This is a genomic window from Thermocoleostomius sinensis A174, from assembly GCF_026802175.1.
Lineage (GTDB): Bacteria > Cyanobacteriota > Cyanobacteriia > Elainellales > Elainellaceae > Thermocoleostomius > Thermocoleostomius sinensis.
In genome coordinates this window covers 3348339-3375266 of record NZ_CP113797.1, presented here as the reverse complement: position 1 = coordinate 3375266, position 26928 = coordinate 3348339, and the positions used below count along the sequence as shown (strand labels likewise).

Sequence of the window (26928 nt, the reverse complement as noted above, 5' to 3'; positions counted from 1 at the left end):
TTGTCTCCCTTCTATTCCACTGGTGTTACACAGCAAGAGCAGCTTTCTTTTGATCTTCAGCGATCGCTTTTAAGTAATCTTCTTCACCGCCCAGGATGCCGAACTCAATCAACAGATCTTCTAACTCGTCCATTGAAATTGGAGTAGGAATGGTGAGCTTGTCATTGTGAAGAATTTTGTTGGCTAATGTACGATACTCATCCGCTTGAGGATGATCTGGACGGTACTCAATTACAGTCATTCGACGAAGTTCTGCGTGTTGCACCACATTATCACGCGGCACAAAATGAATCATCTGAGTATTCAACTTCTCTGCTAGCGCTTCAATCAGTTCAATTTCTCGATCGGTTTTACGGCTATTGCAAATTAAGCCACCTAATCGAACACCACCCGAATGAGCATATTTAAGAATGCCTCGCGCGATGTTGTTTGCTGCATACATTGCCATCATTTCACCGGAGACAACAATGTAAATTTCTTGTGCCTTACCTTCACGAATTGGCATGGCAAATCCACCACAAACCACATCACCTAGAACGTCGTAGGACACAAAATCTAGATCTTCATAGGCTCCGTTTTCCTCAAGGAAATTGATGGCGGTGATGATACCGCGACCTGCACAGCCAACACCGGGTTCAGGTCCACCAGATTCTACACACTTCACGTTTTTGTAGCCCGTCAGCAGCACTTCTTCAATCTCCAAATCTTCAACTGCCCCTCGCTCAGCAGCCAAGTGAAGAATCGTAGTTTGTGCTTTGCTGTGTAGCATCAGGCGAGTGGAGTCGGCTTTAGGATCACATCCAACAATCATGATGCGTTGTCCCAATTCTGCTAAGCCCGCGATCGTGTTTTGTGAAGTCGTAGACTTGCCAATACCACCCTTGCCGTAGAATGCAATCTGTCTAATATTGTCCGTCATGGGAGATTCTCCTTATAAGTGAGTCGGAATATTGATTCAAGTTGTTTTTTACGAGGTAGCAACCAGTCACTCAGATATTTCAATCCTGACTGGGGAAATTGAACAACCTAGAAACAGGAGGCGATCGTTCAACAATCAGTGTAGTAGAGTTCATCATGAAAGCTGATTGAATTAGAACAGTGAGTGAGCTAAACGTGAAAGCGGGAGGTGATGCAATGGAGATTAGCAAAGGAACATTAAGTGGTTGAATAAGTAATAACTAAGCGGTAATAACTGAGGTAAGTAAGCTCACTGAACTAGCCAGTTAATATCTATTGATTGATGCTGCCTTATATCGCTTCGACCGCTTCGACAACCAGAGTGGGTAAAACCTGCTCCTGCAAACGAGCCTCAATTGCACTTTTGAGGGTTGCTGTACTGGATGAACAGGAACCGCATGCACCTTTCAGCAAGACTTTTACTGTGTTACCATCTACATCGTAAAGTTCAACATCGCCTCCGTCTGCTAGTAGAAGCGGGCGAACTTCTTCTAGTACACGCTGAATCAATGTAATTTTCTGTACCGTTGTGAGCGGCTTTACCGTTCGATCGCGATCTAGAGCTTTTTCTTGAGCCATTGCAATTTCTGTTGCCAATCGCTTAGACGTTGCCGTTGTCTCCTGCTGCACCGCTGTCAGAATATCCTCAATCGCAGCTAAACAAGCGCTACAGCCTCCACCAGCTTTCACATAGCTAGTCACTTGTTCAGCAGTCGTTAAATTATTTTCGATCGCAACTCGACGAATTTTATTCTCGCTAACGCTGAAGCAGGTACAAATTAATGTGCCTTCATCTTCTTCATGCTGTTCAACTTTAATTCCACGATAATTATAGATGGCAGCTTCCAGTGCTTCTTGTCCCATAACAGAACAATGCATTTTTGCTTCTGGCAATCCTCCCAAATAATCGGCAATTTCTTGATTTGTAATTTTCAAGGCTTCATCTAGTGTTAAATCTTTAATCAATTCAGTGAGAGCAGATGAGGAGGCGATCGCACTGGTACATCCAAAGGTTTGAAAGCGAGCATCTAGAATTTTATCCGAAGTAATATCAATCTTCAGATGCAGACGTAATGCATCTCCACAAGCAATGCTACCAACCTCGCCGAATACTACGGCAATTCCAGGTTCGTTCGTATCAACGATTGTCCCTTGGTTTTTGGGATTGTAAAAGAGATCTAGTACTTTATCGGTGTAGTCCCACATAGCTTTTTAGGAGGAGTGAGTGAATAAGAGGGTGCAATCTAATGACTGTTGATTAACATTGCTAATCACTTGCTACCAACAATGATTGCTTCTTCACGGTCTTGAAGCCAATCCGCTTGATCTGTGTTGAAGGGAGAAAGGGCCCGTAAGCGTTCTACAATTGCTGGCATGAGTTCAAGAACTCGATCGATTTCCCTAAGGGTGGTATATCGAGAAAGGCTAAACCGGATGGAACCGTGCAAGATGGTATAAGGTAAGCCCATAGCTCGCAACACATGGGAGGGTTCTAAAGAACCGGAGGTGCAGGCAGACCCAGAGGATGCACAGATGCCATACTGATTAAGAGAAAACAAGATGGCTTCTCCCTCAATGTATTTGAAGCCGATATTAGTGGTATTGGGCAAGCGCTTGGTGCGATCTCCATTCACTTGGCAGTCAGGAATGGTAGACAGTAATCCTTGTTCGAGACGATCGCGAAGTTGTGTTTGTTGAGTGATCTTGCCGAAGTGCTGTTGGGCTAACTCAGCGGCTGCTCCCAAGCCAATGATGCCAGCAACATTTTCTGTCCCTGCCCGTCGCCCTCGCTCTTGATGTCCACCCAGAAGAAACGGACGGAAGCAAAAACCGCGCCGAACATACAATGCACCAATGCCCTTAGGAGCATGAAGTTTATGTCCAGACAACGTTAACAAATCAATCTGGCTAGATTGAAGATTTAGCGGCAGTTTGCCCACTGCTTGTACTGCATCCACATGGTAGATTGCATCGTAGGCTTTTGCCAATGCACCGATTTTCTCAACCGGGAGAATGACCCCTGTTTCATTATTGGCATACATTGTAGAAACAAGGGCTGTATTTCCAGTGAGGGCAGCTTCTAGCTCCAACAAATCGATTTGACCTTGTGAGTCAACAGATAAGTAGGTGACAGTATAGCCTTGCTTTTCTAACTGTTTGCACACGTTTAGTACACAGGCATGTTCAACTTGAGTAGTGATGATGTGTTTACGGTTAGGTTGAGCAGCAATCGCCGCACGAATAGCCGTGTTGTTTCCTTCAGTACCACAACTAGTAAAGATCAGTTCTGTTTCTTCAGCCCCTATCAGGGTTGCAATTTGTAATCGAGCGTTCCTAATCGCTTTACTAACCTGTCCACCGAACGTATGCATTGAGGAAGGATTACCATAATACTCTTGCAGGTAAGGCAGCATTGCCTCTAACACGATAGGATCGATTTTTGTGGTGGCATTGTTGTCGAGGTAAATAGTCACGCTTTTGTTCCTACTGCTTGATGTTTAGTTTGAAGTAATCTAGACAGCGTTTGAGCATAGCGATCAAACCAATTGCTCCAATAGTTAGAATTTTTAGTTCTATGCAATCGAGCAATTAAAGCGGTATAGGTGGCGAACCATTGTTGCCAATACTCCTCAGAATTGATTGGTACCAGGCGAGAAAGTGTGATACCAGAAATACAACCCATATTTGTGGGGCAAACTGACCAGCACTGAGCAACCGTATAGTAACCAACACAATGATTACAAATTAATGGATCAATATTGTACAGTTGATTAAGCTTTTGAACAGCACCAGTTGGACAAGCAGATAGACAACGATCGCACTGAATACATTGATTTGTGATGGAGTAAGCCATGACTTACCTCCTGAATAAACTTACTATTGTTGTATGTATTGGTTGTAGAATGCTCTCGCTACTGTTTCAATTACATCGTAGGCTTCTACTACCTGTAATCCGGCTTCCCTCAGTTCAGCTTTAGGGCATTCTCCTACCTTAGATACGAGAATAGCTTTACAGTCTGCAATTGCTTGAATCACATACTCTAGTGTGGCATCCTCGCCATAACCACCTTGACAGTATTGATCAATCTTGCGATGTCCTACAAATTTTGCTTCGTTCGCATCCACCTCAAAGATTTGGAATTCTTTAGCGTGACCAAAATGTTGGTTCACCATTCCCCCTCCTTTAGTTGCTACGGCCACTAAAACTTTGGGACTGTTTTCTACCTGTTGACTAGGCTTGCTCTGAGCTTTCGCTAACTGAATTGCTGCTTTGGTTTTCTCAATAGTTGCATGAATTTCCTGCCGTAATTCACGATCGTATTGTGGAATCATTTCCATGAACTTGTCTTTTGTAAATTCCTGGCTACGATCTTCGCCTAAAAGCCCCACTGCATCAGCACGGCACTGTCGGCAATGGCGCATCATCTTCATATAACCAGAGCAGTTGTCTTGAATTGATTTAAGCTCTTTGGGAGTAGGACCACGCTGTCCAGTTAAACCGAAATAGGTGCCGTGCTCTGGCGCTGAAATTAGGGGCATGATGTTGTGTAGAAATGCGCCCTTTTCACGAATCATTCGATTAACTTCTACTAAATGTTCGTCGTTGATGCCAGGGATCATCACTGAATTAACTTTGCAAAGAATATCGGACTCCTTCAATGCTTGCAATCCTTCCATTTGCCGCTCATGTAAAATTCTGGCAGCTTCTAGTCCTTTATATCGTTTTCGTCTATAGTGCACCCAAGGATAGATTTTTGTCCCAATTTCTGGATCAATCATGTTGATTGTAATAGTGACATGATCAATATTGAGTTGTTTAATCCGATCGACATAATCTGGCAGCATCAGCCCGTTTGTAGACAGGCAAAGTTTAATATCTGGTGCTTGCTCAGCAATTCGCTCGAAGGTTTCAAACGTTTTCTCTGGATTTGCCAATGGATCACCCGGACCAGCAATACCCAATACTGTCATTTGTGGAATTTTTCCAGCAATGACCAATACTTTATGTGCCGCTTCTTCAGGTGTGAGCAACTCACTTACTACACCTGGACGGCTTTCGTTGGCACAGTCAAATTTGCGGTTACAGTAGTTACACTGAATGTTGCAAGCGGGAGCCACAGCAACGTGCATCCGAGCATAGTGGTGATGAGCTTCTTCGCTATAGCAGGGGTGTTTTTCAATCCGCGCCCGTATGTTCGCATCAAGATTGTCTACTGCTTGACTAGAACTACATCCACAGCTGCTTTTACTCGTGTTGGCTCGATGCTCTGATATATGTTCAGTCGCTGAAGCTAGGAGAGTAGTGGGTGATGTCATCGAATTTTAAGGAATTAGGTGAACAATCCGCCACTGTGGAAACGCTACTGCATTACTCCACTTACCTAAACTCCGAGATGAGAATAATTAGACGTTCTCAGTTGGAAGATTGAATGGCTGGCGTTAATAGGGTTATATCAGCCGTTTGCTGAGGAACTACTCTACGATGGCTGCTCAGAATTATTGAATTATTAGGAAGGTACTCAACCGCTGTATTCCCCTTATCATCTGCATTAAAGTATTTTTTTGGGTAGGGGACTGAGTATTTCTAGAAGCAGGTATGAGTATTTATGGGGTGAGAGGCTTGTTTTTTGCACTCAGCCAGTTCTCAGAACCAGCAAGGTCTTGCAGACATTTTTAAATTAGTTTAGTGTGAGCTTGATTGAGTACTCAAACCATCTTCAATGGTTGAATCAAGCAGTTAGTTAATTGCTCTAGTATTGTTTCTGTATCTAAATTAGCATTCTTATCAACTTTTTTGAAACTTTGGATACTTTTAGCTAAATTTAATAGTTAATCAAATTAATTAGTTGGTAGTATAAATGACAGAAACGTTGTGCAATCCCAAAACTCAAGATGCTCAATTGAGACACACAATCTAGTTCGATCATGACTCGTATGGAAATGATCAAGTACAACATTGAGTGCAAATCGCAGCGATACTAGAGGCACTTTCAAATTTCTTGAAATACCTGCGCTAGGCAGATTTAGCTTGAGTGTAAGATTGCAAGTCCCCTTTACTGTAAATACTAATCCCTGGGTTCTAAAATTCTAGTTCCCCTATCCCTAAATAATTTGTAAAAAGCCATGGCAACAGTATTGTAAGCGCTGAGTGCAAAGCTAATACTCTAATAAATTCAATTGCTATTCCTAAGCTTGCAGCTAAACAGCATCTGCTATACAGAAGACACAACGTGTTCTTCATCCGAAATAGCAATGCTACAGTTTTGCGATCGTCTTCTCACCCAATCAATTTTATTGCTTCAACAAAGATTGACAGCGATTCCACTGTTTGAAGATTTTCAAATGATTTTTGAGCGCGATCCAGCCACCCGAAACTGGTTAGAAGCTGTATGCTGCTATCCGGGATTACATGCCATCCTCTGCTATCGTTTTGCTCATTGGCTGCATCTTCATAATGTTTTCTTTTTTCCGCGCTTAATATCTCATCTAGCACGATTATTTACTGGAATTGAGATTCATCCAGCCGCCGTTTTAGGTAAAGGAATCGTGATTGATCACGGTATAGGGGTTGTGATTGGTGAGACGGCGATCGTTGGAGATTATACCCTTATTTATCAAGGAGTCACGCTGGGTGGTACAGGCAAAGAAAGTGGCAAACGCCATCCAACCGTTGGCAACCATGTCATAATTGGTGCCGGCGCAAAGGTGCTTGGCAATATTCACATCGGCAGCTACGCCCGGATTGGAGCCGGATCAATCGTGCTGCGAGATGTTCCTGCCTATTGTACAGCCGTTGGTGTCCCCGGACGTAACCTTTGTCAAACCAATCCGCAGGATTCTACCAAATCACAAACCCATTGTTTAGAGCACAATCAATTGCCCGATCCAGATGCAACTGCCTTACATAGGATAGTGCATCGAATTGAACAGCTTGAACAACAAGTACAAGCCTTAAAACAACAATCTCTAGAATTCTCCAGGAACCCCATCAATGCAACCGTCTCTTAATCTTAACCTTCCCGTAGAACATATCATCGCCATTCCCCGATGCGATCGCTGGCGAATTTACTATCGTTTGCAAGAACTTATGATTTCTTGTTCTTGTCCGATTGATGGTTCTTTGCGAGTAGAAATCAATGATAGCACTGAGTTAATTTTAGTTCGCAGTATTGTTCAACAGTTCACGGCTTCTCGTCAGGAATTAGTGAGTTGGTTAGAACGATGTTGGTCTACACCGTTGATATAAGTCGCGATGTGATGAGATGTAAACATTCATACAAACAATACACCTTAACTGGAGATATAGAATGACACAGCTACAAGTCGCAGTTCAAGAATTTGGTCATGTTGGAGATAATCCTGTTGGTTTAACGCAAGAAGTAACACTACCCATTTGTGAAGGGTTAAATTTGGTATTTGCTAGTTTTCAAGCACTGTATTTGCAATACCAAAAACATCACTTTGTGGTAAAGGGGGCAGAATTTTATTCATTGCACGAATTTTTTCAAGCCGCTCACGAGGCTGTTAAGGAGCATGGGCATGATTTGGCAGAGCGACTGAACGGGCTAGGAGGTGTTCCTGTGGCTAGCTTCAGCAAGCTGTCGGAACTGTGTTGCTTCACCCCAGAACCAGATGGAATCTTCGCGACGCGGCTGATGGTAGAGCACGACTTACAGGCTGAGCAGGCTGTTGTTGATCTAATTCGACGACAGGCAGTCCAGGCGGAAAGTATTGGCGATCGAGCAACTCGCTATCTCTACGAGCAAATTTTACTAAAAACTGAGGATCGAGCTTTTCATCTTGATCATTTTTTGGCAGAGGACAGTTTGGTTCAAGGTTTGTAAAAAAGCTTAGAAACGAAACAAAACGATTGTTATAGCCTTGGGTTCAAATCAAGTTTTGTTTTCATTATCTCTCTCCTATCATTTTCCTGTGCAGTTCGTCTACTGAGAGGTCTATCGCTATGCTAATGGTTTTTTGGATGCTTTGTCTGTTCTCTGCTTATTATTTTGCTCATGTCTATCTTCTCAATCGTATGTTCAAACAAACCAATTATCCAACGAAGTATTCTCACTCAGTCCACTCAGATGATCTATGAGCTGTTACTTGAGATTCTTTGAATTTTACTTCTTCAAAAGGAGATACGATGAGTAATTCTATTGCCGCCCGACTCATCCAAATTAACGACACAACCCTTCGAGACGGTGAACAAGCCGCAGGGGTTGCCTTTACCATTGAAGAGAAGGTTGCCATTGCACAATTTCTAGATGCGATCGGAGTACAGGAATTAGAAGTTGGCATTCCAGCGATGGGGCAACAGGAAATAGAAGCGATTCGGGCGATCGGTGAGTTGGGTTTAGCGGCTGAACTAATTGGCTGGAATCGAGCCAATATTGCCGATATTAAAGCTTCGGTGGCTTGCGGACTCAAGCGCGTTCATGTCTCTGTTCCCGTTTCCGATATTCAGATTGCAGCAAAATTTCATGGGCAGTGGCGCGTGATGCTGGGACGGTTACGGGATGTGATTCATGTTGCGCTCGATCACGGCTTATCTGTTGCTGTTGGGGGTGAGGATTCTTCTAGGGCAGATTCTTTGTTTCTACTGGATGTGGCTTACTATGCCCAGAGTTTGGGAGCTTTTCGCTTCCGTTTCTGCGATACGGTTGGCATTCTCGATCCCTTGACAACTTTTCACCAAGTAAGGCAGTTAGTGCAAACGCTGTCTATTCCAGTTGAAATGCACACTCACAATGATTTAGGGTTGGCAACAGCCAATGCATTAGCTGGAATTCAAGCAGGCGCATTATCGGTAAATACAACTGTGAATGGACTTGGTGAACGGGCTGGTAATGCAGCTTTGGAAGAAGTGGTAATGGCAGTGAAGCAAATTTATGGTATGTCTTTGGGAATTGATACAAAACGCTTACTTGAGTTATCTAGGTTAGTCGCCAAGGCCGCTAATTATCCAGTTCCTCCTTGGAAAGCGATCGTCGGCGAGAATACATTTGCTCACGAATCTGGAATTCATGCAGATGCAGTTCTGAAGAATCCTATGACCTATCAACCCTTCGATCCAGCAGAAGTGGGTTGGACGCATCATTTTGTTGTGGGAAAACATTCGGGACGACATTTGGTTCAGAAGGTTTTACAGCAGAATGGCATCACTCTCAATGCAGATGAAACGCAAACGATACTACAAGCGATTCGCGATCGATCGATGCAAGTCAAACGCGGTCTGACCACTGATGAATTATTGAGTTTAGTGACGCCTGTCAAGGATACGGCCCATGCAACCCGATGAATTAGAGCTAAATTTACCTCCCTACTTTGAAATTGGTCAAAAAGTACAAACACGAAAACTGATTCGCAACGACGGCACATTTCCAGGACAAGATATTGGCGCAACGCTTGTAAAAAAAGGTGAGATTGGTTACGTAGTCAGCATTGGGACATTTTTGCAATCCTCCTATATCTATGCAGTGCATTTTCTGGAAACAGGTTTTGTTGTGGGTTGTCGGCGGAAGGAATTAGAACGGGTTGAGACACAGACTGATACCCTTCAAATTGACATAGAAACTTGATACAAACAGATAACGGTTGAGTTGAGATTAGCTATGAAAGTAATGCTGCGTCGTGCTTCGTCAGGAACCTTATTGGTATACGTTGCTAAAAAAGATTTGGAAGAAGAAGTTATCTCAGAGTCTGAAACAAGTGACGGACGAGTTTTCAGTTTAGCTAACGGCTGGAAACTCATGGCTCCTGGTTTGTCAGAACCCCTTCAGCTACCGCAAACGATTGAAATGAAACGGCTTACATAACGCAACATGGGCGATCGTAGTGAATGACCCAGTACTAAATCTGTTATTTCTATCTCACCATTCAGAAATCGCAGAACCTGAATGTGTTTTTATTAGAGAATAACAAGATGGTTTCTTCACTATGAATCCTACCGAATTGACGCCGATGCAAGCGTTACGACGGAGCTTATGGATGGTGATACGCGCAGCACCACAGGAACTCCGAAATTTGGCACTTCTGAATTTGGTGACAGGTACTGGGCCATCCCTGGCTCTGTTATTGAGCAAAGTTGTGATTGATGAAACCACCCGATTATTAGGAACTCGTTCAACAGAAGAGGCGATCGCACTTTTACTATCTCAACCAATTCTGCTATGGAGCGTGATTGCTGTTGTATTACTCAATTTATTTGTTGATTCAGTCGATTCTATTGGAACTAGTTTGTTTGCTGCATTGCGCGAGCGTGTTCAAGGACATGTTCAAGGTCAGGTTCTTCACAAAGTTGCTTATTTTGATGACATTGCTCTATTTGAGACCCCAGAATTATTAAATCTACTGGAATTGACCGAAAAGGGCATTCAACGACTGCAACGTCTTTCTTTCATTGTGGCAGCCACTTTAGTCGGCGTATTCTTGTTTATTCCTTCTGTGGCGGTTTCAGCCTCGATCGCTTGGTGGGTTCCTCTCGTGCTGATGGCAGCCGCAATCCCATCAATTTATGTAGAAATCAAATCTTCAAGAAGCTGGATTACCCCACCTCATGTCTGAACTCACTCAAGGGCTAGAAACGCCGCTGGGTAAGCACCTAAAGCATGGCATTGACCTGTCCGGAGGGCAGTGGCAACGAGTAGCAATTGCCCGGGCGTTGATTCGGCTGTCACAAGCAGAATTACTGGTCTTTGATGAACCAACCGCTGCCCTCGATCCCAAAAATGAACACGAAATCTATCAAATTTTTCGATCGATTGCCAAAGGACGAATGTCAGTTGTAGTCAGCCATCGCCTCGCTTTAGCCAAAATGTCTGATCGAATTATTGTGCTAGAGCACGGCAAGATTGTAGAAGCAGGAAATCACGAAGAACTGATGGATAAGGCAGGAGCCTATTACACTATGTTTAACCGACAGATGAGTAGTTATCTCTAGCTACTACCTCTACGTAGCTGGTGGAATATCCATCAAAATCACTAAGTCAGTTTCTCAGTCAATCAGGTGCCCTGATAGCTTTTTGAAGCTCTGAAAACACGTTTTCGTTCTGGAACCATCAATCTTCGCACCAATGTTCACAGCCAATTAAATCTGAAATCTGGTCTCTTAACAAAAAATCATGTTGTTCAAGTTCACATTCAATGGCATCCCATGTGCTCGTCGGAAAGTAGCGACACAAAACGTAAATGGGTTGCTTTCGATCAACTTTGCCTTGACGTACTAGTTCACAAGCTTCGTCTCGAATTGCATCTATCGAGTAACGAACGGATTGCAGCATGGCTTCATCACCTGACTCAAAGCACTTGACAGCGAAGGAATAGAGGTAGCAACACTTTAGATTGTTAGATTGTCAACCAAGCAATCGTTGCTGCTTCTATTTTCAGCATAGAGCAAAAAGCTGAGGAACGTGTGAAGCTGTTGTTCATCAATTGCAACCCGAGATAACCTGATTGAAATCTCACAAATTCCTCAAATTGTTTTCTTAATTTCAAAGTAGCAACCTTTACTTGATTGCATTCATTAGTTGCTGAATTTTTACATCATTTTTGATAGGAGTGTAAACATGTTTCACAAAATTTTAGTGGCGATCGATGCATCTGAACGAAGCCAAGCTGTGTTTGACAAGGCGCTTGATTTGGCGAAGGCAACAGCCGCAAACTTGATGATTCTGCATGTGTTGTCTGGTGAAGAAGAGGGTAGCCCTACTCTTTCTTTAATTGGATTGGAGTATTATCCAATGCTGGCTAGTGAAATGACAGAATTACACCGAAAGCAATGGACAGACTATGAAAATCGTTGCCTAGAACTGCTACGGTCCTACGCAAAGCAAGCCAATGCTGCTGGTGTGACGGCTGAGTTCACTCAAAATCCTGGTAGCCCTGGTCGCACAATTTGCCAGATTGCTCGTGCTTGGCAAGCCGATTTGATCGTGATGGGGCGTCGGGGACACTCTGGCGTCAATGAATTACTGCTAGGCAGCGTTAGCAACTATGTACTGCATCATGCCCCCTGCTCTGTTCTGACAGTGCAAGGATTGATTCCAGCGGACTTGACCGCCACAGCCGAACGATCAGCACCTGTTGAATCAGAAACTGTAGAGTTTTAATGCAATGATGGTTGAGGTGGCTATAGATTCTCTCAAACAGTGACGGCTATTTAGCGACTCATCTCCCAGTTGAACTTGCAATTACAGCCTCTAAATAGCCCAATTAAATGTTTCTATCGCACATAGGGGCGATCGGCTGGTGCTTGTGCCACAGCAGTATGCGGTTGCCGTGCTCCCAGAGAGGAACCAATCAACGTCGCTACTAGTCCTAACAGTGAGCCTAAAGCAAAAGCCCAGCCTGCTCGTGCTGCATTGTCTGCCAATTGACGTGTTTGCTCAGGCGTCAATCCTTGGGCTTGGTTCGGTACAGCGATTCCTCCAGTTTGTGCTTGGTTAATAATTTCACCTGCATTAGAAGCAACCACTCCAAATGCCCCAGCTACTCCAGTTGTGAGCAACCAAGCACTTACAGCCAATGTGGTTGCCCATAGAATGGCACCATTCAACAAGGCCGTCGATCGATTCATCGGGCCACAAACACGAGCCGCTACCCAGCCACCTAAAAACAACGAAATGAATAGACTGATAATTGACCAAATCCCGACAGCCGTGCCAGTTCCGGCAGCATCTGCTTGAGGAGTGCCCGAATTGGCCAATCCTGTTAAACCAATAGCAGCCCCCAGTCCGCTTAATACAAGCTGAGTACTGATAGCCACAACTAGTCCCGCTAGAATCGGACCCCACCGCACTCGATCGTGATAGTCAACCATAACAGGTACGTTACTGACAATGCGCTCTTGGGGATTATTGGTGTACGCCATAATCGCGTGTTTCCTCTGAATAATTTAGACAAAAATCAATTGGACAAAACTTGTTTGAACACAAAGCTGAACAAGATAGCCACCAGCACAAACGGTGTCTGCAAAACTCACTCTCAACCATACCGAGGGAGAACAGTACATAGCTTCCGCCCGACGTAGGGATGCCTTGTTAAATTGCTGTGTGTTGATAACAACGTAAAGTTATGATGTCAAACTAATCCTGCCGCTTCTATTGCTGACTAAAAATGTTGAAATCCTTTGTCAAGACTGAGGATTTCGTCAGGGTATTGACCCAAGCAATCCTGCAAAACGACGATCGGTTCTTCCACGATTTCACCAATTACAACTGCTTCTTTAAATTGCTGAACGAATGTTTCTGCTAACGGCATGGGTAAACAGAGCACCAGTTCAAAATCTTCGCCACCATACAAGGCCCAATCGATCGCTTGGGTCTCTGTAATCCAGTCGGTGATGCCAGGCGGCAAGGGAATTTGACGGCGCTGTAATTGGGCACCGACCTGACTCGATTGGCAAATTTGTAACACTGCATCAGCTAAGCCGTCGCTGGTATCCATACCAGCGATACGAAACGCAGGATAAAGACACGCCAAAGTTTTGATGACATCTAGCCGGGGATAGGGGCGCTGGTGGGCTTGAATCAGGCGCGATCGCTCCAGTGGTTCCAAAGACTGCCCTTGCTCTGGGTGCAGCAGCAGTTCCAGTCCGGCTCTGGATGCGCCGTGAACGCCAGTTGCTAGAATGACATCACCCGGTTTCGCTTGGTCGCGGGTGATGGTTCGATTGGTAGGAACTTGCCCCAATGCAGTGATTGATACGGTTGTCACCGAGGAGCGACAAACATCGCCACCAACGATCGCTGCCTTAAACGGTTGCAAGCAGGCTACGATACCTTGATAAAGCTGCTCTACCCAAGCAACTGATAACTCGCCGGGTAGCCCTAGTCCCACCGTGATGCCCAGCGGCATTGCTCCCATCGCGGCTAGATCGGATAGATTAGCCGTGGTTGCTCGCCAGCCAACATCTGCTGCCGAGGTGGTGCGATCGCTAAAATGAACCCGATCGACGAGCAAATCTGTTGTAACCACCAGAAAGTGATCCTCCGCTACCCGCAACAACGCTGCGTCATCCCCCACCAACTCCGGCGGACAAAAGGCATATAGTCGTTTGAGTAACGCTTGTTCCCCTAGTTCTCGAACTTGTGGTTCACTGCTCATGGTTGCATGAATAAAACTGGTAAGGGCGCACGAATGCGCCCCTGCTTTACGGATGAAATGAACGTCAACGATTGTAATGGTTAAGTCGATCGCGGTTCGACTAAATTCTCCTGTCCATCTACAACTTTTGCCGAAAGGATTTTGTCACCCACCTCAATTTTGTCAAGCACGTCTTTGTTTTCAGTGACATACCCAAACACGGCATAGCGTCCGTCTAAGAGATTTAAACCGGCTGGGGTCAGTTCTGGTTCAAATAGGAAAAAGAAAAACTGTGACGACGCACCATTGACATCATCTCCAGGACGCGCCATCCCCAGCGTGCCAAAGGCCGAAAAAGGCAAAACTGGCTGTTCTAGAAAGCGTCCAGCATCCTCGAGGGTAATACCATAGGTCGGCTTGTCGTCTCCTTCTACCATAATTTCTAGGGGAATAGCACGATATTTCCCCGTGTCTGGGTCAACAAAACCGTCATCTTTGCCGGGTGGATCGCCCACTTGCGCCACATAATAATCTTCCACTCGTGTAAATTCCAGCCCGTCATAGAAGCCGCGCTGCACCAAATCTACAAAGTTGCCCGCTGTCACCGGGGCATTATATCCATCGACCACCACGGTTAAGGGCCCTTTAGAGGTATTTATTTCGATCGTGGCTCGTCCTTTCAGTTGGGGTAGATGGCTATATTCGGACGGCACCTCAAAGGGGAACTTGTCTACCATTAAGCTTTCCAGTTCTCCCACGATGTCGAGCAGTTGCGATCGTCCTTGCCAGACCGCTTCCTTATCATTGGCATCTACGGCTGGTCGCAACGCTTCAATCCCTGACTGTAACTGAGCAATCAATGCCTCAGCTTCGGGTTTGCGAGCCTCTGGAACACTGGACAACAAGTCTGAACGCTTGATGGTCAGTACCCGATTTGCCGCGTTGAGGCTGTTATTAATAGCACCAATTCTCCGACGGCTACGAAGAATGTCCGACATATCCTCCAGTTCCCGCTGAATCTGGCGCACAGGTTTATTGTCGATTGGGAGAGAGTAGCGCAATAGGGCCTTGCCATCGGTAATGGCATTGCCAGGAGGAAGGGCGATCGCTGGATGAATCCAACCAATTGCGCTCCACCCTGTGAAGCAGAGCAAGAGCAATCCCGTCAGCACGATTGATCGAAAAAGACGGAGCTTCAGCCATTCAACCCTCACCGCAGGCAGACCCCAAGGCGTTGATTGGCTTCTGTGCAATGCGCTGATACAGTTCGCGAGAAGACTAGTCATGAAGGTACACGCAGATCTCAGCAATAATCATCTCTGGATTTCTCAAACCGCTTCGTCCAGCATCAGCCAGTTCATTCGTGCAGTTCATTCGTGGAGAAACCCCATTCATCATCTTCCCACAACAAACGCACCTTCCTCATCTTCCCCTCCTCTCTCCAACTCCCAACCCCTAACCCCAATCCCCAACAAAATACTGGACGATCGTGATACCGCACCCGATGTAGCGGTAAAATGGATTGCCGATTGTTCTCCCAATAACAGCAAAATTCATGATTTCCAGTAATGATTTTCGACCCGGTGTCAGCATTGAGCTTGATGGATCGGTATGGCGCGTGGTGGAGTTTCTACACGTTAAACCTGGCAAAGGATCTGCGTTTGTACGAACCAAGCTCAAAAATGTCCAAACTGGCAATGTGGTAGAGCGCACATTCCGCGCTGGAGAAACGGTGCCGCAAGCCGTGTTAGAGAAAAGCACGATGCAGCATACTTACAAAGACGCTGATGAGTATGTGTTCATGGACATGGAAACCTATGAAGAAGGCCGTCTGAGCGCCGATCAAATTGGGGATCAAGTCAAATACCTGAAAGAAGGGATGGAAGTGAGTGTGGTTCGGTGGAATAACCAGGTCATGGGCGTTGAATTACCGAATTCTGTAGTTTTAGAGGTGACACAAACCGATCCAGGTGTGAAGGGCGATACGGCCACTGGGGGAACCAAACCTGCGATCGTAGAGACCGGGGCCCAGGTAATGGTGCCGTTGTTTATTTCCGTCGGTGAGCGTATTAAAATCGACACGCGGACGGATAGTTACTTAGGACGAGAATAAATCCGATCAGGTTTACTTCTATCTGGTATCTGGTCAAATTAATGGTCAAATCAATGGTCAAGATTGAAGGTTTCAGGTACTAATGAGCAAGGATTGACGGCATTCCTCAAGCCTTAGCTATAAAAATTCTTTGTAAGCGTTTCAGTTGTACAACTAGGTCTATCAATTGTGGAATTAGACTTTCATGCCCTCCGTGAGTTGCTTGCAGCGATTAATCAAACCGATGTTGCAGAATTTACCTTAAAAAGCGGTGATTTTGAGTTAATTGTGCGCAAAGGCGCATCATCTAATGTTGGTAGTGCTCAATCCATGCCACTTGGAACTGAGGGAATGCCAATCTCAACCTTGCCAGCCCCAATGCCAGCCCCCAGTCCTGTGAACTCATCTGCGCCGCCAGCCGTGGCTTCTCTGGCTAACGATCGCCTTGTGGATATCATTTCGCCCATGGTGGGAACTTTCTACCGGGCCCCATCCCCGGATGAACCGTCCTATGTCAATGTGGGCGATCGCATTCGACCGGGTCAGGTGGTTTGTATTGTAGAAGCCATGAAGCTCATGAATGAAGTTGAAGCAGAGGTCTCAGGGGAAGTGGTAGAAATTTTGGTTGACAATGCCCAACCAGTGGAGTTTGGACAGGTGTTGATGCGAGTGAATCCAGCTTAGAGCAAATGAGCACGAGGATTGAAGCTTTCCATCTGCCGCAATTTTTCGTACAGTTCTCGCTCTGGCGGCGTCAGGTCTCTGGGAGACACAATTTGTACCTCAACAATTTGGTCGCCTCGTTCCCCTTCAATTGGATAGCCTTTCCCCCCCAGCCGCAACCGCTGCCCCGATCGCACCCCTGGGGGAATCATCATCTTAACTTGCCCATCCAATGTAGGCACTTCGATCGGTCCTCCTAATACTGCTTCGGTGGGGGTTATGGGAATTTGGCAGTACAAATCGGCTCCCTCAATTCTGAAAAAGTCATGGGGAGAGACGGTGATTGTGAGATAGAGATCGCCCCCATTTACCCCTTGTCCCTTCAAGCGAATTTTTTGTCCCGTCAGCATTCCAGCGGGCATTTGCACCTCTAGCGATCGCCCATCTTCAAGCCGGATGCGCTCTCGCCCTCCTGTATAGGCCCGTTCTAAGGGAACTGTGAGTTCGGCTTCGGCATGACGAGGGTTCACCGGACGAGAACTCGATCGCGGTGCAGCATTGGCACGAGGAACCGTATATGATTTTTTGGTTGTGCCCGGTCGGTAAGGATCGCGATCGGCAGTTCCGTTTCCTTTCTCGGTACGCCGATTCAACAGTTGATCCACAAACGAGTTGAAGTCACGATATTGACCATAGTCCATATCGTCCCGGCTGCCGTTGCGCCCGCCCCAATTTTTGACCCGTGATGCCACCTCTTGGAACCCACTCTTATTCCAAAAGCGACTGTATTGGTCATATTGAGCGCGTTTTTCAGCATCCGCCAGCACTTCATAGGCCTCGCCCAAGTCTTTGAATTTTTCCTCAGCTTCGCGATCGCCCGGATTCAAGTCAGGATGATATTTTCGTGCCAACCTGCGGTACGACTGCTTAATCTCTTCAATCGTGGCGTCTCTAGTAACTCCTAAGATAGTGTAATAGTTACGAAAGTTCTGCATGGAAGAAGTCAGTGAGTAGGAGTTGGGGGTAGGAAGTTGGGAGTTGGGGGGATAGGGGATTAGAAAGTAGGATCTTAGCCTTTATCCTTGAGCGTATCTCCGCCCGCTACAGCCATTCATCATCATCGCCCCAATCTTCATCGGGAGCATTACTATAGCCGTTATCGTAGGAACGCCGATCGAGATTGCGGCTGCGATCGCCACTTCGACGATTGTTGGGTTGATCGTACCCACCCTGATCATAGAGATCGCGATCGTAGGAATTTGAACTGCGCCGAGGGGACGAATTGCGGCTATTGCGATCGCGCGTGGAATTGTAGGTATCTCGATCGCTGTAGTCATTGTAATCGTCATACTCGTCAGCGGGGCGACGAGGTTCCGGATTTGGACGAGGCTGTGGCCGGGGCGGAACAGGATCGCGATCGAAATCTGATGGGCTGCGACGATCGGAATCGCGATCGGGGCGACGGTCGGCTCGCGAATAGGAGTCTCGGTAAGGCTCGCGGCTCGAATAAGGATCACGATCATAATCACTGCGATCGTAATCAGTGCGATCGTAATAGTCGCGTCGTGGCGGCACATCGCGTCGTTCGTAGGAAGCCCCCCAACTATCTCTAGAGTACTCGCGATTGTACAGATCGCGGGCATAGGGGTCACGCGCATAAGGGTCACGGCTGTAAGGACGATCGTCATAGTACTCGTCGTCGTCGCCAAACAAGTCATCGCCCAAATTCGACAATGTGCGGCGAATCGAACCAAAGAAATCTTTCTCGTCTTCGTCCTCTTTGGTGACTTGATAGACTTCTTGCTGCAACTCGTACAGGGCATCCCGTAGATCGGCCTGAGCCATATCAATCCCGCGATCGTCTTGTTGCTTAAGGCAATCGCGCAATTCTTGAATCAGGTTTTCAATCTTGCGGCGATAGGGGCTAGCAAACTGCATACCAAAGTCCAGCGCCACTTCCCGCAGTTGTCGTTCGGCCTCAAAGGTGAGGGCCTCGGCTTTGGTGCGTTTTTCAATCCGATCGCGTTTTTGCCGATCTTCATCGGCATACAGTTCGGCTTCTTGAATCATGCGCTGTACCTCGGCTTCACTCAAAGTCGATGCGCCCTGAATCGTGATGCCTTGTTCACGTCCGGTGGTTTTGTCCAGTGCTGTCACCTGCAAAATGCCGTTGGCATCTACATCAAAGGACACTTGGATCTGGGGAATGCCACGCGGAGCCGGGGGAATGCCCATCAGTTTGAAGCGACCCAGCGATTTGTTATCTGCCGCCATTTCCCGCTCACCCTGCACCACGTGAATTTCTACCATCGTTTGATTATTCTCTGAGGTAGAAAACGTGTCCGATCGCCGCACCGGAATCGTAGTATTGCGCGGAATCAGTTTCTTCATCACCCCGCCGATCGTCTCTAGCCCTACTGACAGGGGAGCCACATCCAGCAGCAAAATGTCTTTCACTTCTTGGGTAAGAATGCCCGCTTGAATGGCAGCCCCCACCGCCACCACCTCATCGGGGTTCACATTCTCGTTGGGTTCGCGATCGACCAAAGACCGCACCAGTTGCTTCACCATTGGCATTCGGCTGGCACCGCCCACCAACACCACTTCGTCAATCTCGTTGGCTGTCAAGCCTGCATCTTGGAGGGCTTCCCGCACAGGACCGCGCAAGCGACTGACCAAATCCGTACATAGCCCTTCAAACTGCGATCGGCTCAAGCGCGTTTCTAGATGTAGCGGCCCATCCTCAGTGGCTGCAATAAACGGCAGGTTAATCTCGGCGACATTCATTCCCGAAAGTTCAATCTTGGCTTTTTCGGCCGCCTCCATGAGTCGTTGTAGCGCTTGGCGATCGCGCCGCAAGTCTACACCCTCTCGTTCCAAAAATTGCTCCGCCAGCCAATCGACAATGCGCTTATCAAAATCATTCCCGCCCAGTTGGGTATCACCACTGGTAGCGCGCACCTCAAACACGCCGTCACCCACATCCAACACCGACACGTCAAACGTACCACCGCCTAGGTCAAACACCAAGATCGTTTGTTGATCCCGACGATCGAGTCCATAGGCCAGCGAAGCCGCCGTCGGCTCATTCAGAATTCGCAGCACTTCCAGCCCAGCAATGCGCCCGGCATCGCGGGTGGCTTGGCGCTGTGAATCATTAAAATAGGCAGGAACGGTGATCACCGCTCCAGTGACGGGTTCACCCAAATAGCGAGTCGCTTCTTCCGCCAGTTTGCGCAACACCATCGACGAAATTTCCTCAGGGGCAAAATCTCGCTCTAAGCGTGGGCACTTAATCTTAATGGCTCCAAATTCGTCTTTGCGGATAGTATAGGGAACGCGCCTCGCCTCTGGACTGACTTCGTTGTAGCGCCGACCAATGTATCGTTTAACACCAAAAAATGTATTTTGCGGATTGAGAACGGCTTGTCGTCGTGCCATTTGCCCAACCAGTCGTTCGCCCTCCTTAGAAAACGCCACGACAGACGGAGTAGTCCGCATCCCTTCGGAGTTCGCGATCACCACAGGTTTGCCGCCTTCCATCACCGCGACGACTGAATTGGTTGTCCCCAAGTCAATGCCGACTACTTTTCCCATGCGCTGCGATACTCCTCGCCTCTTAACCCAGTAAGCACGATCGTTGAATTCATTCTATCTTGCAACAAAGTTGCTACAAATGATGAAGAGGGTGGGGAAATCCGTCAAGTAGGGAAATCTTGTCAAGGGAGAGACAAATGGCAGCGAATTCGATGGGAGCAGTTCATCCACAGATTAAACTCACCAACACCGTCGATGATGAGCTAGTGCGCCGAGAACTACTTGCGCCAAAGCTGCTACGATAACTGGAAACTCAAGCTCTTGTCGATACGGGGGCTGTGATGTTGACAATTCCTCAGTCAGTTGCTGAAGCATTAGGAATTCGGACTTTAGGACAACCAATAGCTCACTATGCCAATGGTCGAGAAGAAAGAGTGGGTGTGGTGGCGGGGGCAATTATGATCGAGTGTTTAGGGAGACAAACGATCGACGAGGCGCTGGTGGGTGGGAGATGAAGTGTTAATTGGGCAAGTGATTCTAGAAAAGCTAGATTTGCTTGTAGATTGCAAGAATCAACAACTGATTCCCAATCCAGCCAATCCTGATTATCCAGTCGCAATCATCAAATAGGTATGGCTGAATTCAAGCATGATTTGCTGACCTTGATTCCGGCTGTCATGGCGCTTCGCGAAACGTCCTAACAGTGATTCATCCATCCGATCAGCAACGCTATCTAAATGGATGCGAACATCTCATCCCCATTCTTGGTCATGCGGCATCGCATTCCCCCCACTGCCGGCGGCCCCTCCCCTTGCCAAGGGAAGGTTGGGAGGGGTCAGCATTCTGTACAACCGGATGGAGATTGGTATCAACCGCTATTTAATGAACTGGTGTCGCAATGAGCCTGCGTCGCTGTGTGTTTCACTCTATTGCACAATTCGCCCATCTTCTAGCTGTAACACCCGATCGGCCAAGGGAATAAAGCGTTGGTCGTGAGTTGCCATCAGCACCGTGCAGCCATGATTGCGTGTGAGTTGTCGGAACAGGCTCACAACCGTATAGCCGTTTTGGGAATCCAACGCCGACGTGGGTTCATCTGCAAAGATTAAGCGTGGTTTACCCGCCAAGGCCCGAGCGATCGCCACTCGCTGTTTTTCACCCCCCGATAAGCGGCGCGGCAATTGATCAAATTTGTCACTGAGATTCACCTGGTTCAACAACTCTCGTGCTTGTTGACGAGCGATCGAGCCGTGGATGCCTTTCATCGTTAGCGCCAGTTGCACATTTTCAAAAACCGTCAGCGCTGAAATCAAATTAAATTCTTGAAAGACAAACCCCACCTGTTGCAGCCGCAAGGAAGAGCGTTGACATTCCGGTAAGGCGGTGATCGATCGTCCCAACAAGATGACCGTGCCAGCGGTGGGCGTCAAAATGCCTGCCAAGATAGACAGCAACGTTGTTTTGCCTACACCCGATGGCCCCAGCAACACCTGAAGCGAACCGCAAGGAATCTCTAAATCGATGCCTTGCAAAATCCAAAAGCGCTCTTCACCGGCCTGAAACTGCATGGTGATCCCACTAGCCACGATCGCTGCACCGGAGGCCACACCAGTCAACATCGGTACAAGTGTATCAGGAGTTGTCCTAGACCCAGCCGAGGGGGCAGTTTTAATTGCGCTCTTACCCAAACTCGGAGGTTGCCACAGCGGAAGCCAGTGGAGCCAGGATTGTTTCATACTCAGAATTTGCCTGAAGCTCTAATTTCAGCGTACGCTACCTTCGTTTGAATCGGTTAAGAAGTTTAGGAAGTTGAGAAATATTGTTACCTCACTTTGTTACTTTGCTCATCAAATCATCTCTCGTACTCGCGATCGAAACTCACCCTGATACAATGCTCCTGTACAGGTAGTGGTAACGTCTGTAACAGTTATATGACAACGGAAGCAAATTCAGGCTTAGATAGCACCACAGGAGCAGAGGCCGTCGATGAAGCGATCGCCCGTGGTATTGACCTAGACGGATCGCCCATTCCATCTGCAAAACTTGAACTTTACAACAAAGTCATGGCCTTAGAAGCTGGTCGGCAACGCAGTGGCGTCAGCAACACCATGCGCTCTCGTATTGTCCGCATTGGAGCGAAGCATATTCCCCAAGCAGAACTCAACCAGATGTTAGTAGATGCCGACTTTGCCCCTCTCAAAGACAAAGAGATTGCGTTTTATTACAGTAGCAAGTGAAACGTGTGAGTGAACACTAAAAATGATTGTAAACAGGTATTCTAGGGACATCCACCCACAGGGATTGAACTTCAAATGCCTGATTTATTTGAATTTTCTCGAACTCACTGTGTAGCAATTTGCGCGGTCTTGGTTCCCGCCAATTTGCTAGCTACCTTGCAAACCCTATTGTTGATTTGGTTCCGCCGATCGCCCAAACAAATTTATGCCATGTCACTGGCAGCTAGCTTGTATGCGCTATTGCTGATTCTACACGTGCTGACCTGGTTAGCGATCGGGGTGGTGATGCTACCAACCTATATTCTGACTGGTTTGGGTAGCCTTTGCCTGCTGATTAACTTGGTGGCCGTTGCCCTTGCCAGTCACTGGTCTAGCCAAGACACTCGCACCTGGATGAACACGCATGGATAGTGTGGCAATTGATTGGTTTGATGTGGTTGGCAGTACACTGGCGATCGGACTGCTGGTCGGGAGCTTTGCCTTGATTGTCGTTTTGCTATTGAATCAGCGCCGTCGATTGTAGCGCTTGCCCCTACCGTGACGCCACCTGGATGAAATCTCCGTTCATACCGTGTCTCTACGATAGGCTTGGAACTCTTGCTCAAGTGAAGGCGTCTGGATCTCAGTTTCAGCTAATGTCTGAAGTTCTGCAATTTTGGCTTGAAGCGATTGAATGCGTTCTTCTAGCCGCGATCGAATCCCAACCGAACCCGATGCTACACAATCTCGACAGGCTTCCCCCAGCGCAACGCCTTGTTTGTTGTAAATGACCGCTAGCAACAGTTGATTGTTTTGGTTACGCACAGGATAAGACTGACAACCGCAAATGGAACAAAAAACAGGTGCATTGCCAACATAAATGCTTTGTTCCCAAACAATCTTCATGGCTGACCTCGCTGCTACTTGCTGCACTGTAGCTTGACTCTTCTAGAATATCGAGTTCTTTTGTAACATTTTGCAAAATATCAACATTGGTTACTATCATCCGCCAAGCAGGTGCAACAAAATAAAAGCCCCACAACTGAGTTGCAGGGCAGGGACAGTTAAACGCTTAATTCCAGTTTGTGGAAGGGAATTCCGATCGCCCTCTATCTTTGTGACGATTTCTTCAGTGTCCATATTGAGGAAAGGTCAAAAGCTGACGGTTAAAGGCTAGAGAGCAATATTTTCATGTCAGTGTTCCCTGACCTATGAGTTGATGGATGGCTCCCGTCAGAGCGTTTCGCGAAACGCCCCACCCCTTGAAAGCAAAATTAGTCAGGCATGTCTGACTTCAGCAAGGCCCAATTTTCTTTTATGGCAATTATGGCAATCTTCTATAGCAGGATGAGGGATGATTCAGATAAGTTTAGACTTCAAAGCGGTGTTGGGTTTTAACAATCTGAGATGATCCAAACCGATCCACCGCTGCCATTCTGTTGCCATAGTCCTCGTTTTGAATTCTTGACGATGCTTCCCCTAACCGACGACACCCTTTGGGCAATTTTGAGAGACGAAATCGATGATGCCACAGTGAATCAGCTTGTGTGGCATTGCTTAGGGTATCGCCATGATGCAACCACCGATCGCTGGGACAATACCCTCGTGGCAGAAGAATGGCGCATTGATTATCCTACCCCGCCCAATTTTATTGATAGCCGTCCTGCTACGGTGAAGCTAACGCGATCGATTCCCAAAGAACATAAGCAACTACTCAAACAAGAACTCGGCTTTGCCGGCTACACCGTTGATGAACTCGTGCCCCGCAAAACTCGCCGCGCCACGATCGTCAACTGGCTCCTGAGCTATCGTCAATCCCGCTTTCCCAACCCCTAACTCCAACTCCCAACTCCCTAATCAAACACTTCCCGCAACCGCCGAAGCAACACCTGCAACCGTTCCAATTCCGTCGGCTCTAATTGTTCAAACCGCTGCTTTAAATGTGCCACATGAATTGGAAACACCTCTCGAAACACCGCTTCACCTTCAGGCGTTAGCACAACCGTAAAGCTGCGTCGGTTGCCCTCTGGCACTTCCCGCCGCACGAGTTGTTTCGCTTCAAGGCGATCGACGATGCCCGTGAGCGTGCCTTTTGTCACCAATGTTTTTTCGGCGAGTTCTCCCATACTCATACCGGGAGTATTACCCAACGTGGCAATTACATCAAACTGCGGTGGCGTCAGACCCAACTGCCGAATGTGCCGTTCCGCATAAGAATCGAATGCTTGATAAGCTCGAACCAATTCGCGCATGGCGGGCATGAAAGCTTCGGCAGCAGCGATCATGGTTGCGCGATCGTCGGAAATGATAGGTTCGGCGAGATGTTCCACCTGACTGCGTATCAAATCTCTACCCTCAATCAAATAGTGATACTGAATTCTACTGCTTCTCCAAATTTTCGATCCCTGAAATTGCTGATTCATCAAGAATCGCTCCACGCGCTTTCAGGTTAAATTTTTCGCTTGCATCTAATCCAGCATTGTGACCAAACCGTGCACCCCGAACCAATACAACGCTGAGATCGACTCCCTGGACATTGGCTTCGTTGAGATTGGCCTCACGAAAATCGGCTCCACTGAGATCCGCATGACTCAGATTGGCACCATGCAGCCTGGCTCGGCTGAGGTTGGCCCAACTTAAATTGGCCGTGCTCAAATTAGCCCTACTCAGTTTAGCCCAACTTAAATTGGCTGCACTCAAACTAGCTTGATTAAGTGTAGACTCTCGCAGGTCTGTGTCTGTTAAATCACAACTGCTTAAATCGGCGCTGTTGAGGTTGGCTCCGCGCAAGACTGCCTGGCGTAGGTCGGCATCACTGAGATCGGCCCCAGACAAATCTGCATAACTGAGATTGGCTCCGCGCAAGATTGCTTCTCGGAGGTTGGCTCCGCGCAGGTTAGCATAACTGAGATTGGCATCTCGGAAGTCTACCCGGCTGAGGTTGGCTTTGCTGAGGTTGGCTTCGCGCAAATCGGCGTCCGTCAGATCGACGCGGCCAAAAATTGCCCAAAGAATAAAAGCCATATTCGGGTTGGCCCATAACACCAGCGCTCCTCGGTTGGAACTATTTGAGATCAAAATTGACCAGATCAGTGTCGCCCAAATCAAGATGATGCCAACCAGGATGGCGTTTCTGAGGTTCTTGCTGCGATCGTCATCTTGACGCAGGCTCGATTCGCGCAAATTGATCCACACCAGAATTGTCCAGAGCAGATTGGCCCAAATCAAGATAATGCCGATCACTCCTGCTTGGCTGAGCATCGTCCATAGCAAGATCGCCCAGACAAAATTTGCCCACAGCAACAAACTACCAATAAAATCGACTCGGGTGAGATCGGCTCCTCGCAGATTAATGCCCCGCAGATTTTTCTTGCCTCGCCACAATCCTAGACGAGTACGAATTCCCGAAAATAGGCGCAGTCCTCCGCTGGAGGGAGCACGACCATAGAAAGAAGAATCTGAAGATGGCGGCTTACGTAGAGTCATTCAGTATACTACTTTTGCTTGGGTCTCTATGTTACTACCACCAACTTAAAGGAGATTTATCCGGAGCGATATGAACTCTATGTGAAATTGTCAAGGGTTCAGTGTATTAAGCTTAAGCGTTGATTGCTTCGACCGTCAGTTCCGATCGCCATGTTGCTAGAGGTTTGTCCCAGGCTTCTTCCCACTTCTGTGCCAAAAATGGTTTTGCCTGGACACCCATGCGATAGCCCCGATCCATCACTTGCATCAGGGTATTGAGATTACCGGAGGTTCGAATCGTGCTGAGCAGCGCTCCTGCCATCAGCATCACCGCCAAGGGCGATCGGTTTTGTGCCAGTTGAAATGCTTGTAGCCCAATTTCACCCATGACATCAACGCCAAACCCCGTCACCGTGTGCCAAATATCGTGAGTTTGCCGCATCCGCAGCGCAATGTAGGTAAAGTCATCTTGAATCACCACCTTGCGATAGAACTCCGGGTCAAAGTTTGCTTCGGTCAAGTGCGAACTGTACACATACCCCAAGGAATCGGTGGGCAAGGCTAGCAATTTCTGTAGGTTGGGTGTAGGAGCAATGTAGCGTTCTGCAATTATCTGTGCTACTTCCGGAATCGATTTGAGATATTCCATGGCTGCTGCTTGGGCTTCGGTTTGTCCCATTGCTTCGGCAATATCAAACACTGATTCGGTATCACCTGGATTCTTCACAAACGCCATGAAGCCCTGTAGCCCGGTCAGGAGTTCTTTTCGCATGGTGGCATTTTGTTCAATCATGAATTGATCGTTGCTCCTTTCGTAGGTAGTGCACCGTGTTGATTGTAAAAACAGAGAGGACGATCGATGGCAAAGTTTGAGAAAGTGTTATGCTCAGAGACTCACTGAGGTCACTCGCT

General features: G+C 47.3%; 32 protein-coding genes. 16 read left to right on the top strand and 16 right to left on the bottom strand.

Features of this window, described 5'->3' with window-relative positions; translation table 11 throughout:
• Positions 1 to 25 precede the first annotated feature (25 nt).
• The 5 genes from nifH to nifB form a co-directional block, all read right to left on the bottom strand.
• Positions 26 to 919, bottom strand: coding sequence for a nitrogenase iron protein (gene nifH, locus OXH18_RS14640; RefSeq protein ID WP_268607835.1), 894 nt, complete (start codon positions 917 to 919; stop codon positions 26 to 28).
• 329 nt (positions 920 to 1248) lie between these two features.
• The gene (gene nifU, locus OXH18_RS14635; RefSeq protein ID WP_268607834.1) at positions 1249 to 2163 is read right to left on the bottom strand and encodes a Fe-S cluster assembly protein NifU; all 915 of its coding nucleotides are present in this window, start codon (positions 2161 to 2163) and stop codon (positions 1249 to 1251) included.
• Between the two features lie 65 nt (positions 2164 to 2228).
• Entirely contained in the window at positions 2229 to 3371 is a 1143-nt protein-coding gene (nifS, locus tag OXH18_RS14630; RefSeq protein ID WP_315874730.1) for a cysteine desulfurase NifS, read from the bottom strand.
• Between the two features lie 56 nt (positions 3372 to 3427).
• Positions 3428 to 3811, bottom strand: a complete 384-nt coding sequence (locus OXH18_RS14625) for a 4Fe-4S binding protein (protein WP_268607832.1) — start codon at positions 3809 to 3811, stop codon at positions 3428 to 3430.
• A gap of 23 nt (positions 3812 to 3834) precedes the next feature.
• Positions 3835 to 5274 (bottom strand): nitrogenase cofactor biosynthesis protein NifB, encoded by a 1440-nt coding sequence (nifB, locus tag OXH18_RS14620; RefSeq protein WP_268607831.1) that lies wholly within the window; start codon positions 5272 to 5274, stop codon positions 3835 to 3837.
• A 936-nt stretch (positions 5275 to 6210) separates the two neighbouring features.
• Here nifB and cysE point away from each other — a divergent pair.
• The 8 genes from cysE to OXH18_RS14580 all read left to right on the top strand — a co-directional run bounded on the left by cysE (position 6211) and on the right by OXH18_RS14580 (position 10900).
• On the top strand, positions 6211 to 6966 hold the full coding sequence (cysE, locus tag OXH18_RS14615; RefSeq protein ID WP_268607830.1) for a serine O-acetyltransferase: 756 nt from the start codon (positions 6211 to 6213) through the stop codon (positions 6964 to 6966).
• The gene (locus OXH18_RS14610; protein ID WP_268607829.1) at positions 6950 to 7204 is read left to right on the top strand and encodes an Asr1405/Asl0597 family protein; all 255 of its coding nucleotides are present in this window, start codon (positions 6950 to 6952) and stop codon (positions 7202 to 7204) included. The genes cysE and OXH18_RS14610 overlap by 17 nt, the downstream gene beginning before the upstream one ends.
• 61 nt (positions 7205 to 7265) lie before the next feature.
• Positions 7266 to 7802, top strand: coding sequence for a DNA starvation/stress protection protein DpsA (locus OXH18_RS14605; RefSeq protein ID WP_268607828.1), 537 nt, complete (start codon positions 7266 to 7268; stop codon positions 7800 to 7802).
• A 302-nt stretch (positions 7803 to 8104) separates the two neighbouring features.
• Complete coding sequence (nifV, locus tag OXH18_RS14600; protein WP_268607827.1) at positions 8105 to 9259, top strand: homocitrate synthase; 1155 nt, start codon at positions 8105 to 8107, stop codon at positions 9257 to 9259.
• Positions 9246 to 9539 carry a nitrogen fixation protein NifZ gene (locus OXH18_RS14595; RefSeq protein WP_268607826.1) on the top strand — a complete coding sequence of 98 codons (294 nt, stop codon included), beginning with the start codon at positions 9246 to 9248 and terminating at the stop codon, positions 9537 to 9539. Before nifV ends, OXH18_RS14595 begins: the two co-directional genes overlap by 14 nt.
• Before the next feature lie 33 nt (positions 9540 to 9572).
• Entirely contained in the window at positions 9573 to 9776 is a 204-nt protein-coding gene (gene nifT / locus OXH18_RS14590) for a putative nitrogen fixation protein NifT (protein WP_268607825.1), read from the top strand.
• 121 nt (positions 9777 to 9897) lie between these two features.
• Entirely contained in the window at positions 9898 to 10524 is a 627-nt protein-coding gene (locus OXH18_RS14585) for a hypothetical protein (protein ID WP_268607824.1), read from the top strand.
• Positions 10517 to 10900, top strand: coding sequence for an ATP-binding cassette domain-containing protein (locus tag OXH18_RS14580; protein WP_268607823.1), 384 nt, complete (start codon positions 10517 to 10519; stop codon positions 10898 to 10900). The genes OXH18_RS14585 and OXH18_RS14580 overlap by 8 nt, the downstream gene beginning before the upstream one ends.
• 118 nt (positions 10901 to 11018) lie before the next feature.
• On the opposite strand, the gene OXH18_RS14575 is transcribed toward OXH18_RS14580, so the two are convergent.
• Positions 11019 to 11240: a DUF4327 family protein gene (locus OXH18_RS14575; protein ID WP_268607822.1), complete on the bottom strand. Its 222-nt coding sequence runs from the start codon at positions 11238 to 11240 to the stop codon at positions 11019 to 11021.
• A gap of 285 nt (positions 11241 to 11525) precedes the next feature.
• On the opposite strand from OXH18_RS14575, the gene OXH18_RS14570 reads away from it, so the two are divergent.
• Positions 11526 to 12068 carry a universal stress protein gene (locus OXH18_RS14570; RefSeq protein WP_268607821.1) on the top strand — a complete coding sequence of 181 codons (543 nt, stop codon included), beginning with the start codon at positions 11526 to 11528 and terminating at the stop codon, positions 12066 to 12068.
• A gap of 113 nt (positions 12069 to 12181) precedes the next feature.
• Here the strand turns inward: OXH18_RS14570 and OXH18_RS14565 are convergent, their stop codons facing one another.
• From OXH18_RS14565 to OXH18_RS14555, 3 genes are all read right to left on the bottom strand, one after another.
• Positions 12182 to 12829: a hypothetical protein gene (locus OXH18_RS14565; protein ID WP_268607820.1), complete on the bottom strand. Its 648-nt coding sequence runs from the start codon at positions 12827 to 12829 to the stop codon at positions 12182 to 12184.
• 239 nt (positions 12830 to 13068) lie between these two features.
• Positions 13069 to 14064, bottom strand: a complete 996-nt coding sequence (gene thiL / locus OXH18_RS14560) for a thiamine-phosphate kinase (protein ID WP_268607819.1) — start codon at positions 14062 to 14064, stop codon at positions 13069 to 13071.
• Positions 14065 to 14144: 80 nt separating this feature from the next.
• A complete protein-coding gene (locus tag OXH18_RS14555) occupies positions 14145 to 15329 on the bottom strand; it encodes a peptidylprolyl isomerase (protein WP_268607818.1) in 1185 nt (394 codons plus the stop codon).
• On the opposite strand from OXH18_RS14555, the gene OXH18_RS14550 reads away from it, so the two are divergent.
• The 3 genes from OXH18_RS14550 to accB all read left to right on the top strand — a co-directional run bounded on the left by OXH18_RS14550 (position 15328) and on the right by accB (position 16819).
• Positions 15328 to 15612 (top strand): hypothetical protein, encoded by a 285-nt coding sequence (locus OXH18_RS14550; protein WP_268607817.1) that lies wholly within the window; start codon positions 15328 to 15330, stop codon positions 15610 to 15612. The two genes, OXH18_RS14555 and OXH18_RS14550, sit on opposite strands and share 2 nt — an antisense overlap.
• A complete protein-coding gene (gene efp, locus OXH18_RS14545) occupies positions 15599 to 16156 on the top strand; it encodes an elongation factor P (RefSeq protein ID WP_268607816.1) in 558 nt (185 codons plus the stop codon). Before OXH18_RS14550 ends, efp begins: the two co-directional genes overlap by 14 nt.
• A gap of 168 nt (positions 16157 to 16324) precedes the next feature.
• The gene (gene accB, locus OXH18_RS14540; RefSeq protein ID WP_268607815.1) at positions 16325 to 16819 is read left to right on the top strand and encodes an acetyl-CoA carboxylase biotin carboxyl carrier protein; all 495 of its coding nucleotides are present in this window, start codon (positions 16325 to 16327) and stop codon (positions 16817 to 16819) included.
• Here accB and OXH18_RS14535 read toward each other — a convergent pair.
• Both OXH18_RS14535 and dnaK read right to left on the bottom strand, forming a co-directional pair.
• Entirely contained in the window at positions 16816 to 17793 is a 978-nt protein-coding gene (locus OXH18_RS14535) for a J domain-containing protein (protein WP_268607814.1), read from the bottom strand. The genes accB and OXH18_RS14535 overlap by 4 nt on opposite strands.
• A gap of 106 nt (positions 17794 to 17899) precedes the next feature.
• Complete coding sequence (dnaK, locus tag OXH18_RS14530) at positions 17900 to 20395, bottom strand: molecular chaperone DnaK (RefSeq protein ID WP_268607813.1); 2496 nt, start codon at positions 20393 to 20395, stop codon at positions 17900 to 17902.
• 281 nt (positions 20396 to 20676) lie between these two features.
• Here dnaK and OXH18_RS14525 point away from each other — a divergent pair, with 281 nt between their 5' ends.
• The gene (locus tag OXH18_RS14525; protein ID WP_268607812.1) at positions 20677 to 20850 is read left to right on the top strand and encodes a hypothetical protein; all 174 of its coding nucleotides are present in this window, start codon (positions 20677 to 20679) and stop codon (positions 20848 to 20850) included.
• Between the two features lie 411 nt (positions 20851 to 21261).
• Here OXH18_RS14525 and OXH18_RS14520 read toward each other — a convergent pair whose 3' ends face one another.
• Entirely contained in the window at positions 21262 to 22071 is an 810-nt protein-coding gene (locus tag OXH18_RS14520; RefSeq protein WP_268607811.1) for an ABC transporter ATP-binding protein, read from the bottom strand.
• A gap of 195 nt (positions 22072 to 22266) precedes the next feature.
• On the opposite strand from OXH18_RS14520, the gene OXH18_RS14515 reads away from it, so the two are divergent.
• Positions 22267 to 22572 carry a small RNA NsiR4-regulated ssr1528 family protein gene (locus tag OXH18_RS14515; RefSeq protein ID WP_268607810.1) on the top strand — a complete coding sequence of 102 codons (306 nt, stop codon included), beginning with the start codon at positions 22267 to 22269 and terminating at the stop codon, positions 22570 to 22572.
• A gap of 75 nt (positions 22573 to 22647) precedes the next feature.
• Positions 22648 to 22983 (top strand): hypothetical protein, encoded by a 336-nt coding sequence (locus OXH18_RS14510; protein ID WP_268607809.1) that lies wholly within the window; start codon positions 22648 to 22650, stop codon positions 22981 to 22983.
• A 153-nt stretch (positions 22984 to 23136) separates the two neighbouring features.
• On the opposite strand, the gene OXH18_RS14505 is transcribed toward OXH18_RS14510, so the two are convergent.
• Positions 23137 to 23457, bottom strand: coding sequence for a hypothetical protein (locus OXH18_RS14505; protein ID WP_268607808.1), 321 nt, complete (start codon positions 23455 to 23457; stop codon positions 23137 to 23139).
• A gap of 564 nt (positions 23458 to 24021) precedes the next feature.
• Between OXH18_RS14505 and OXH18_RS14500 the strand changes: the two genes are divergently transcribed.
• On the top strand, positions 24022 to 24387 hold the full coding sequence (locus OXH18_RS14500; RefSeq protein ID WP_268613190.1) for a DUF1823 family protein: 366 nt from the start codon (positions 24022 to 24024) through the stop codon (positions 24385 to 24387).
• A 17-nt stretch (positions 24388 to 24404) separates the two neighbouring features.
• On the opposite strand, the gene OXH18_RS14495 is transcribed toward OXH18_RS14500, so the two are convergent.
• The 3 genes from OXH18_RS14495 to OXH18_RS14485 form a co-directional block, all read right to left on the bottom strand.
• Positions 24405 to 24896, bottom strand: a complete 492-nt coding sequence (locus tag OXH18_RS14495) for a MarR family winged helix-turn-helix transcriptional regulator (RefSeq protein ID WP_268607807.1) — start codon at positions 24894 to 24896, stop codon at positions 24405 to 24407.
• Positions 24897 to 24930: 34 nt separating this feature from the next.
• Positions 24931 to 26037 (bottom strand): pentapeptide repeat-containing protein, encoded by a 1107-nt coding sequence (locus OXH18_RS14490; RefSeq protein WP_268607806.1) that lies wholly within the window; start codon positions 26035 to 26037, stop codon positions 24931 to 24933.
• A gap of 112 nt (positions 26038 to 26149) precedes the next feature.
• On the bottom strand, positions 26150 to 26809 hold the full coding sequence (locus OXH18_RS14485; RefSeq protein WP_268607805.1) for a Coq4 family protein: 660 nt from the start codon (positions 26807 to 26809) through the stop codon (positions 26150 to 26152).
• Positions 26810 to 26928 lie beyond the last annotated feature (119 nt).

Excerpts from the sequence above, each read along its gene's own strand:
- OXH18_RS14505 (WP_268607808.1), bottom strand. The coding sequence starts at position 23,457 with ATGAAGATTGTTTGGGAACAAAGCATTTATGTTGGCAATGCACCTGTT.
- OXH18_RS14490 (WP_268607806.1), bottom strand. The coding sequence starts at position 26,037 with ATGACTCTACGTAAGCCGCCATCTTCAGATTCTTCTTTCTATGGTCGT.
- nifB (WP_268607831.1), bottom strand. The coding sequence starts at position 5,274 with ATGACATCACCCACTACTCTCCTAGCTTCAGCGACTGAACATATATCA.
- OXH18_RS14510 (WP_268607809.1), top strand. The coding sequence starts at position 22,648 with ATGCCTGATTTATTTGAATTTTCTCGAACTCACTGTGTAGCAATTTGC.
- OXH18_RS14500 (WP_268613190.1), top strand. The coding sequence starts at position 24,022 with ATGCTTCCCCTAACCGACGACACCCTTTGGGCAATTTTGAGAGACGAA.
- OXH18_RS14520 (WP_268607811.1), bottom strand. The coding sequence starts at position 22,071 with ATGAAACAATCCTGGCTCCACTGGCTTCCGCTGTGGCAACCTCCGAGT.
- nifU (WP_268607834.1), bottom strand. The coding sequence starts at position 2,163 with ATGTGGGACTACACCGATAAAGTACTAGATCTCTTTTACAATCCCAAA.
- OXH18_RS14525 (WP_268607812.1), top strand. The coding sequence starts at position 20,677 with ATGTTGACAATTCCTCAGTCAGTTGCTGAAGCATTAGGAATTCGGACT.
- OXH18_RS14565 (WP_268607820.1), bottom strand. The coding sequence starts at position 12,829 with ATGGCGTACACCAATAATCCCCAAGAGCGCATTGTCAGTAACGTACCT.
- OXH18_RS14605 (WP_268607828.1), top strand. The coding sequence starts at position 7,266 with ATGACACAGCTACAAGTCGCAGTTCAAGAATTTGGTCATGTTGGAGAT.
- nifV (WP_268607827.1), top strand. The coding sequence starts at position 8,105 with ATGAGTAATTCTATTGCCGCCCGACTCATCCAAATTAACGACACAACC.
- OXH18_RS14585 (WP_268607824.1), top strand. The coding sequence starts at position 9,898 with ATGAATCCTACCGAATTGACGCCGATGCAAGCGTTACGACGGAGCTTA.
- OXH18_RS14625 (WP_268607832.1), bottom strand. The coding sequence starts at position 3,811 with ATGGCTTACTCCATCACAAATCAATGTATTCAGTGCGATCGTTGTCTA.
- OXH18_RS14555 (WP_268607818.1), bottom strand. The coding sequence starts at position 15,329 with ATGACTAGTCTTCTCGCGAACTGTATCAGCGCATTGCACAGAAGCCAA.
- nifT (WP_268607825.1), top strand. The coding sequence starts at position 9,573 with ATGAAAGTAATGCTGCGTCGTGCTTCGTCAGGAACCTTATTGGTATAC.
- thiL (WP_268607819.1), bottom strand. The coding sequence starts at position 14,064 with ATGAGCAGTGAACCACAAGTTCGAGAACTAGGGGAACAAGCGTTACTC.
- OXH18_RS14515 (WP_268607810.1), top strand. The coding sequence starts at position 22,267 with ATGACAACGGAAGCAAATTCAGGCTTAGATAGCACCACAGGAGCAGAG.
- OXH18_RS14550 (WP_268607817.1), top strand. The coding sequence starts at position 15,328 with ATGAAGGTACACGCAGATCTCAGCAATAATCATCTCTGGATTTCTCAA.
- OXH18_RS14485 (WP_268607805.1), bottom strand. The coding sequence starts at position 26,809 with ATGATTGAACAAAATGCCACCATGCGAAAAGAACTCCTGACCGGGCTA.
- OXH18_RS14580 (WP_268607823.1), top strand. The coding sequence starts at position 10,517 with ATGTCTGAACTCACTCAAGGGCTAGAAACGCCGCTGGGTAAGCACCTA.
- OXH18_RS14570 (WP_268607821.1), top strand. The coding sequence starts at position 11,526 with ATGTTTCACAAAATTTTAGTGGCGATCGATGCATCTGAACGAAGCCAA.
- OXH18_RS14575 (WP_268607822.1), bottom strand. The coding sequence starts at position 11,240 with ATGCTGCAATCCGTTCGTTACTCGATAGATGCAATTCGAGACGAAGCT.
- cysE (WP_268607830.1), top strand. The coding sequence starts at position 6,211 with ATGCTACAGTTTTGCGATCGTCTTCTCACCCAATCAATTTTATTGCTT.
- efp (WP_268607816.1), top strand. The coding sequence starts at position 15,599 with ATGATTTCCAGTAATGATTTTCGACCCGGTGTCAGCATTGAGCTTGAT.
- dnaK (WP_268607813.1), bottom strand. The coding sequence starts at position 20,395 with ATGGGAAAAGTAGTCGGCATTGACTTGGGGACAACCAATTCAGTCGTC.
- nifH (WP_268607835.1), bottom strand. The coding sequence starts at position 919 with ATGACGGACAATATTAGACAGATTGCATTCTACGGCAAGGGTGGTATT.
- nifS (WP_315874730.1), bottom strand. The coding sequence starts at position 3,371 with ATGCTGCCTTACCTGCAAGAGTATTATGGTAATCCTTCCTCAATGCAT.
- OXH18_RS14610 (WP_268607829.1), top strand. The coding sequence starts at position 6,950 with ATGCAACCGTCTCTTAATCTTAACCTTCCCGTAGAACATATCATCGCC.
- OXH18_RS14595 (WP_268607826.1), top strand. The coding sequence starts at position 9,246 with ATGCAACCCGATGAATTAGAGCTAAATTTACCTCCCTACTTTGAAATT.
- OXH18_RS14535 (WP_268607814.1), bottom strand. The coding sequence starts at position 17,793 with ATGCAGAACTTTCGTAACTATTACACTATCTTAGGAGTTACTAGAGAC.